Source organism: Candidatus Krumholzibacteriia bacterium (assembly GCA_035268685.1).
Lineage (GTDB): Bacteria > Krumholzibacteriota > Krumholzibacteriia > JAJRXK01 > JAJRXK01 > JAJRXK01.
The window spans coordinates 1-5,833 of sequence record DATFKK010000146.1; the positions used below are offsets into that span (position 1 = coordinate 1).

At 70.5% G+C, this 5,833-nt stretch carries 7 protein-coding genes; 2 read left to right on the forward strand and 5 right to left on the reverse strand.

All coding sequences use genetic code 11. The features are described 5' to 3' along the window. The 5 genes from VKA86_13870 to VKA86_13890 all read right to left on the reverse strand — a co-directional run. The coding region (locus tag VKA86_13870) for a 4Fe-4S dicluster domain-containing protein (protein ID HKK72297.1) at positions 1 to 412 on the reverse strand (412 nt) is incomplete at its 3' end. Then, complete coding sequence (locus VKA86_13875) at positions 412 to 2,175, reverse strand: hypothetical protein (GenBank protein HKK72298.1); 1,764 nt, start codon at positions 2,173 to 2,175, stop codon at positions 412 to 414. The genes VKA86_13875 and VKA86_13870, both read right to left, overlap by 1 nt. Before the next feature lie 23 nt (positions 2,176 to 2,198). Then, positions 2,199 to 2,765, reverse strand: coding sequence for a cytochrome c3 family protein (locus VKA86_13880; protein HKK72299.1), 567 nt, complete (start codon positions 2,763 to 2,765; stop codon positions 2,199 to 2,201). Continuing rightward, entirely contained in the window at positions 2,762 to 3,706 is a 945-nt protein-coding gene (locus VKA86_13885; protein ID HKK72300.1) for a hypothetical protein, read from the reverse strand. Before VKA86_13885 ends, VKA86_13880 begins: the two co-directional genes overlap by 4 nt. 39 nt (positions 3,707 to 3,745) lie before the next feature. Next, positions 3,746 to 4,027, reverse strand: coding sequence for a hypothetical protein (locus VKA86_13890; protein HKK72301.1), 282 nt, complete (start codon positions 4,025 to 4,027; stop codon positions 3,746 to 3,748). Between the two features lie 310 nt (positions 4,028 to 4,337). Here VKA86_13890 and VKA86_13895 point away from each other — a divergent pair, with 310 nt between their 5' ends. Both VKA86_13895 and purE read left to right on the forward strand, forming a co-directional pair. Continuing rightward, positions 4,338 to 5,495, forward strand: a complete 1,158-nt coding sequence (locus tag VKA86_13895) for a 5-(carboxyamino)imidazole ribonucleotide synthase (GenBank protein HKK72302.1) — start codon at positions 4,338 to 4,340, stop codon at positions 5,493 to 5,495. A 23-nt stretch (positions 5,496 to 5,518) separates the two neighbouring features. Next, the coding region (gene purE, locus VKA86_13900; GenBank protein HKK72303.1) for a 5-(carboxyamino)imidazole ribonucleotide mutase at positions 5,519 to 5,833 on the forward strand (315 nt) is incomplete at its 3' end.

Consider the following 5,833-nt stretch of genomic DNA (forward strand, 5'->3'; position numbering starts at 1 on the left):
CGAGGTGCCGGGCCAGGCTCGTGTCCCACTCCGGCCGCCACCAGTTGAAGCTGCGCGCGTGGTAGGGGCACGCGGCCATGCAGTAACGGCATCCGAGACAGCGGTCGACCACCTGCGACACCACCCCGGTCTCGGGATCCAGATCGACGGCGGTCTGCGGGCAGACCATCGCGCAGGGGGTGTGGTGCTGACAGTGCTGACACATGATCGGCACGAAGACCTCGTCGACCTCACCACCCTGCTGGTGCACGACACGATCGACGCGCAGGGGCAGGATGGACTTGCGTGGGCCCGCCTCGGCCGGCGGAACGGCACAGTTGTTCTCGATCGCGCAGGCGACCGAACACGCTCCACATCCGTCGCATCGATCCAGGTCGATCAGCAGGGTGTAGCGGTGACGACGTGCTTCCATCACGACACCTCCAGGGCGTGGATCACGGGAGGAGCCTCGCTCCGCGGATCGAGGTCCAGGACTTCGAGTGCGGTCGGCTCCGGCGCCCGCTCCGGGTCCCCGAAGGACTCGGGGCCGAACCCGCAGCCGGCGAGCACGTGGCCACGCCGGACGGCAGCGTCCGCGAACACGACGACATCGAGCCGACCGGCCGATGTCCGGAGCCGGCACCGCGCACCCTCGACGATCCCCCAGTCGGCGAGATCCTCCGGATGCGCGCGGGCACGCCCCCCGCGCGGCAACAGTGGCTGTTCACGGGCGACCTTCGACAATACGTCGGGCACGCGCTCGCCGGCCGCGACGACCATGGCCCCCTCGAGGACGAGCCGCGGGCTCTCGTCGTCGACGACGGCCGCCGTGGGCGCGGGACGGAGCACCGGACCGGCCGCGGCCCCTTCGCCCTCCCAGACCGCACCGCGACGGAGCTCGGTGGCGACGGTCCCGGCGCCGAGACCGGCCACCCGGAGTGTCCGATCCTCCGGGTCGCGCAGCCTCCCGTACCCGCCCTCGACGAGCGCCGCGGCGAGGGCATCGGCACCACACGGTGTCCGGGAATCCACCCGCCGGGTGAGGTCGTGCAGATCCACACAGGATCGCGGTCGCTCGAGCACCGGAGTCGACAGCGCGATCCGCGCCGCGTCGCCGAACCGTTCCCCTCCGACGCCTTCCTCGATCTCGAGCGGAGCCGACGCGGGCAGGACCAGGTCGCCGTGCCGCATGGCGGGCCCCGGCGTCGGCGCGAAGACGATCGACCGGCCCCTACCGGACCTGAGCAGGCTCGCCATCCGCCGCCACGGCACCGCGCCCGCCACGCGCGAAGCGTCGATCACGAGCAGATCGAAGGACCCCTCGTCGACATCGCCGAGCGCGACCGTCGGCACGTTCGCCGGGGGCGCGACGCGTCGCCGCACGGGGATCGGACGCCCCGATCCGATCGCACCGAGGTCCACGTCGATCCGTGCGAGGGACGAGAGCACCGCGTCGTCGGGCCGCGCTCCGACTCCGTCCTCGCCGAGCAGCACCGCTCGAACGCCCGCCGCGCGCAGACGGTCCACGACCGCCCGCGGATCCTCGCCGCGCTCGATCGCGCGGGCCGGGCCGATCGACCGCCCCGGCCACAGCCAGAGCGCGTCGTCGACGGAGCGGGGGTCGATCGACAGCTCGAGATCCGGATCGAGGCCGACTCGTGCCGCGAGGTCGTCCAGCCAGTGCGCCCGGGTCTCGATCCGGACCGCACCGGGAACCCTCGCGACGAGCGACGCCGAGGGCGTGGCGATGGCGGGACGACCCGACAGGTCGATGACCCCGATCGACGCCCCCTTCCCCACGGCGTCCTCGAGCCACGACGCGGCGACCTCCAGGCCCTCGTGGGAGTCGGTGGTCCGACCGTGGAGCCGCGCCGTGTCCAGGCGTCCGGGCGACGAAGCCAGATGGTGCACGGCCGGACGCAGCGCGCAGGAGCACGCGCCGGCCGTCGCGGGAACGGCCAGGTAGGGCCGTCCGCCGACGGTGTGCAGTTCGATCGAACAGCCACGGGGGCACGCACTGCATCGCGTCCGCACGCGGCCACGAGCTCCTGTCGGCAGGGGAACCGAACGCCCCCGGGTCTGCGTGGCGATGGTCAGGTCGTCGACCAACGCGTAGGGAGCGGGAGAGAGCACGATCCCCGCGGCGATGCCTCCCATCCACTTGAGCACCGTGCGACGCGTGACGTCCGGATTCATCGTCGGCCTCCTCGCTCGGCCCTTCACCGGTGACAGTCCAGGCACGACTGCACGACGCCACGCTGATCGTGGCAGTCGACGCAGTCGCTCATCTCCATGGCGTGGGCGCCTTCGACCGGCCCCACCCCGTCGCGGCCCCACAGGGCGCGCGGGTATCCGCTGATACGATTGACCGCGACGCTCCGGGCGGACGTGGCGCTGCCGTGATCGCCGTGGCACGCCGAACACTCCATGCCGGCCAGGTCGACGTGCTGGGCGTGGGAGAAACGCACCCCCTCGGGCTGCTCGAGGCTCGAGGGCCAGGGGTCGTCGAGCGCGAGCAGTTCTTCGAGATCACGATCGATCCCGGGGAAGTCCATGTGGCAAGCCGTGCAGTCGTCCACGGTCGGCAGGGAGATCGCCCGCACGTTGCTCGTGCGATGGCAGTCGTCGCAGGTCATTCCGACGGCCTCGCCGGTGTGGACGGCGTGGGAGAAGGGAACGGCCGGCACTCGTTCCTCGAAGACGAGCGCCGCGTAGCCCCACCAACCGAGCGCCAGACCGGTGGCGATGCCGACGACCCAGGGAAGAGATCCACCCAAACGCTTCACGACTGCACCTCCTGGATCCTCCAACGCAGGAACTCGTGTTCGAGACGGGCCTGTTCGACGGGTGCCAGGCGCCCGAGCAGACCGGGAGCGCTGCGCCCTCCGTCGGCCGCGGCCAGCGATCCCGGGAAGCCGGCCACGTGCGGGTCGTCGTCGGCGTGCTCGCGCGCGAACTCCTCGAGGCGACGGCGTTCGGAGGCCATCCAGGCCGGTGCGGCGTCTCCCGCCACGAACCCCTTCGTGGCCGACAGGCGCTCGCGCGGTTGCAGGCTGCGCACCTCGAACAACCATCCCGCGCCGTAGGGATCCCGGAGCACCGATGCCGGTTCACGGCGGGCGTGCACATTGCGGCCGAGGATCTCGACGCGGATCGGGAGTTCGAGTTCGACGTGGACGTCGCCCCCCGCGAGGACCACGTGCGGCCGGTCGATCCCCGGCCGCGAGACGAAGTGCACCACGTCGAGACGGGGGAGCACGAAGCGCAACAGGTCGTCGACGCCGAGCACGCAGGTTCCCAGTTCGCTCTCGTCGACCCACCAGTGGTTCGGGCTGTACGAGCGATCGGTGGCCACGACGAGATCCTCGACCTCGACCGCGACGTCCCGCAGACGGGCCGCGGGCGACTCCCGCGCGAGGAAGAGAGGACAATAGCGGTAGCCGTCACTCTGACAGCGTGAGAGCAGACCCTGGACATAAGGCACGTACTCCCGCCGGGCGGCGGCGTCGCAGGCAAGGACACGTCGCTCGTGCAGCCTCGTGCAGCGGCCACGCGCGTCGCGCTCCACGTGGTCGATGTCCCCGCTGCGAACGAAGGGACACGGGCGTTCCGAGGGTCCCGCGCACGGACACGAGGAATCGACCGCGTCGGGGGCGACCGGAAGCATGTGCGTGGGTTCCACGTCGCAGAAGAGCGCGGTGGCCTCGCGCAGGAACGGACAACGCATGGCGGACCTCCCGTCGAGAGATCACGACCCCCGACGGACTCAGGTGTCGCGTTCCTGCTTCGAGTGCTCCGGCTCGTCGCCGTTCGTCGAGCGATCGACCGGCTCACCACCGTCGGCCATGCTCGGCCCGAGCATCGGGTCGTAGTGGGCATGGGGATCGAGATCGCGGACCACGTGGATGGACCGCTGCCGCCAGCGCACCGACAGGTCCTGCCACACACCCCAGCCGATGGCGGCGATGCAGACGAAGCAGAAGACGCCGAGGGCTGCGTTCGTCACGTCGAGCCAGAAGGCATCGGGATTGGAGGGATCGAACAACATGGCGACCTTCCTTTCGCGAAGGACGGTTGGTGGTCGGACGCCCGAAGGGCGCTTCCGTCCACCCGCCACGGCATCAGCTGTGCCCAAGTTCACAGAAATCTGTAAGTGGTTTCATCGCAGTTCGTTGCATAGTCCCGAGATCCCGAGGCGGCCCTCGGGGCACCGGATCCGTGTGGGGATGTCCGACATGCGTGTCGGGAAGGCCGACACGGGCGGATCGGGGTGCCGGTGCCGACTCAGGTCGCCGTGGCGATTCCCGTCCGGATCCGCGACAATGACGACTCCACCGCTTCCGAGGGTCGAAGGCACCATGACCGACGCGCACTCCTATCCCGTGGCCCGCCTCGGGTTCGTCGGCGGCGGCCAACTGGCCCGCATGATGATCCCGGCCGCCAAACGCCTGGGCTGCACCTGCCTGGTTCTCGACCCCACGCCCGACGCCCCTGCCGGTCAGATGGCCGATCGCCAGATCGTGGGGAACTTCCACGACCCCTCGCGCCTGGCCGAACTGGCCGCGGCCAGCGACGTGCTCACCTTCGACCTCGAGGACATCGACGCCGAAGCGCTGATCGAACTCGAGACGCGTGGAACCCGTATCGTCCCCGCGCCCGACCTGTTGCGCTCGATCCAGGACAAGCTGCACCAGAAACGGCGACTGCACGACGCGGGCATCCCGACCGCCGCATTCGAGGCCGTGGACGCCGCGACGCCCGAACAGTTCGAACGCTTCGGATACCCGCTGGTGCAGAAGGCCCGACGCGGTGGCTACGACGGCCGCGGTGTGGTCGTCATGCGAGACGCGTCGGCCTTCGCGGAGCACCTGCCCGTGCCGTCGCTGATCGAACGCTTCGTCCCCGCGCGCAAGGAGCTCGGGGTGCTCGTCGTGCGCGGCCGTGACGGTGACACCCGCGTCTACCCCCCCGTCGAGATGGCCTTCCGGCCGGGCGAGAACGTCCTGGAGATGCTGCTCGCGCCCGCGGCGGTGCCCGGGACCGTGGTCGAGGAAGCCAACCGGGTCGCCATCGACACGGTCGAGGCCCTCGACGGCGTGGGCGTGTTCGGCGTGGAGATGTTCTGGGCCGAGAACGGAAGTCTGCTGGTGAACGAGGTCGCGCCGCGCACGCACAACTCCGGTCACCACACGATCGAGACCTGTGTCACCGATCAGTTCGAACAGCACGTCCGCGCGGTCCTGGGCCTGCCGCTCGGCTCGACCGAACTCGAGCGCCCCGCCGCGATGATCAATCTGCTGGGCGCACCGGGAGCGACGGGGCCTCCCGTGATCGAGGGCCTCGAGTCCGCCCTGGCGATCCCCGGCGTCTGCGTGCACTTGTACGGCAAGGCCGTCACCAAGCCCCACCGCAAGATGGGCCACGTGACCGTGGTCGACACCGATCTCGAACGCGCGCGCACCAAGGCGGAGCGTGTGCGCCAACTCGTACGGATCACCGCGGAGGACCCGAAGTGAACGAACCCGTCGTGGGAATCATCATGGGCAGCGATTCGGACCTGTCCGTCATGCGGGGCGCGGCCGAGATGCTCGCCCATCTCGAGGTACCCTACGAGATGACCATCGTCTCGGCGCACCGCACCCCGGACCGCCTGTACGAGTACGCGCAGACGGCCGTCGAGCGTGACCTTCGGGTGATCGTCGCCGGCGCCGGTGGCGCGGCCCACCTCCCGGGCATGGTGGCCTCGTTGACGCCGTTGCCCGTGATCGGGGTGCCCGTCAAGAGCTCGGCCCTGAACGGCCAGGACTCGCTGCTGTCGATCGTCCAGATGCCGGCCGGGGTCCCGGTGGCGACG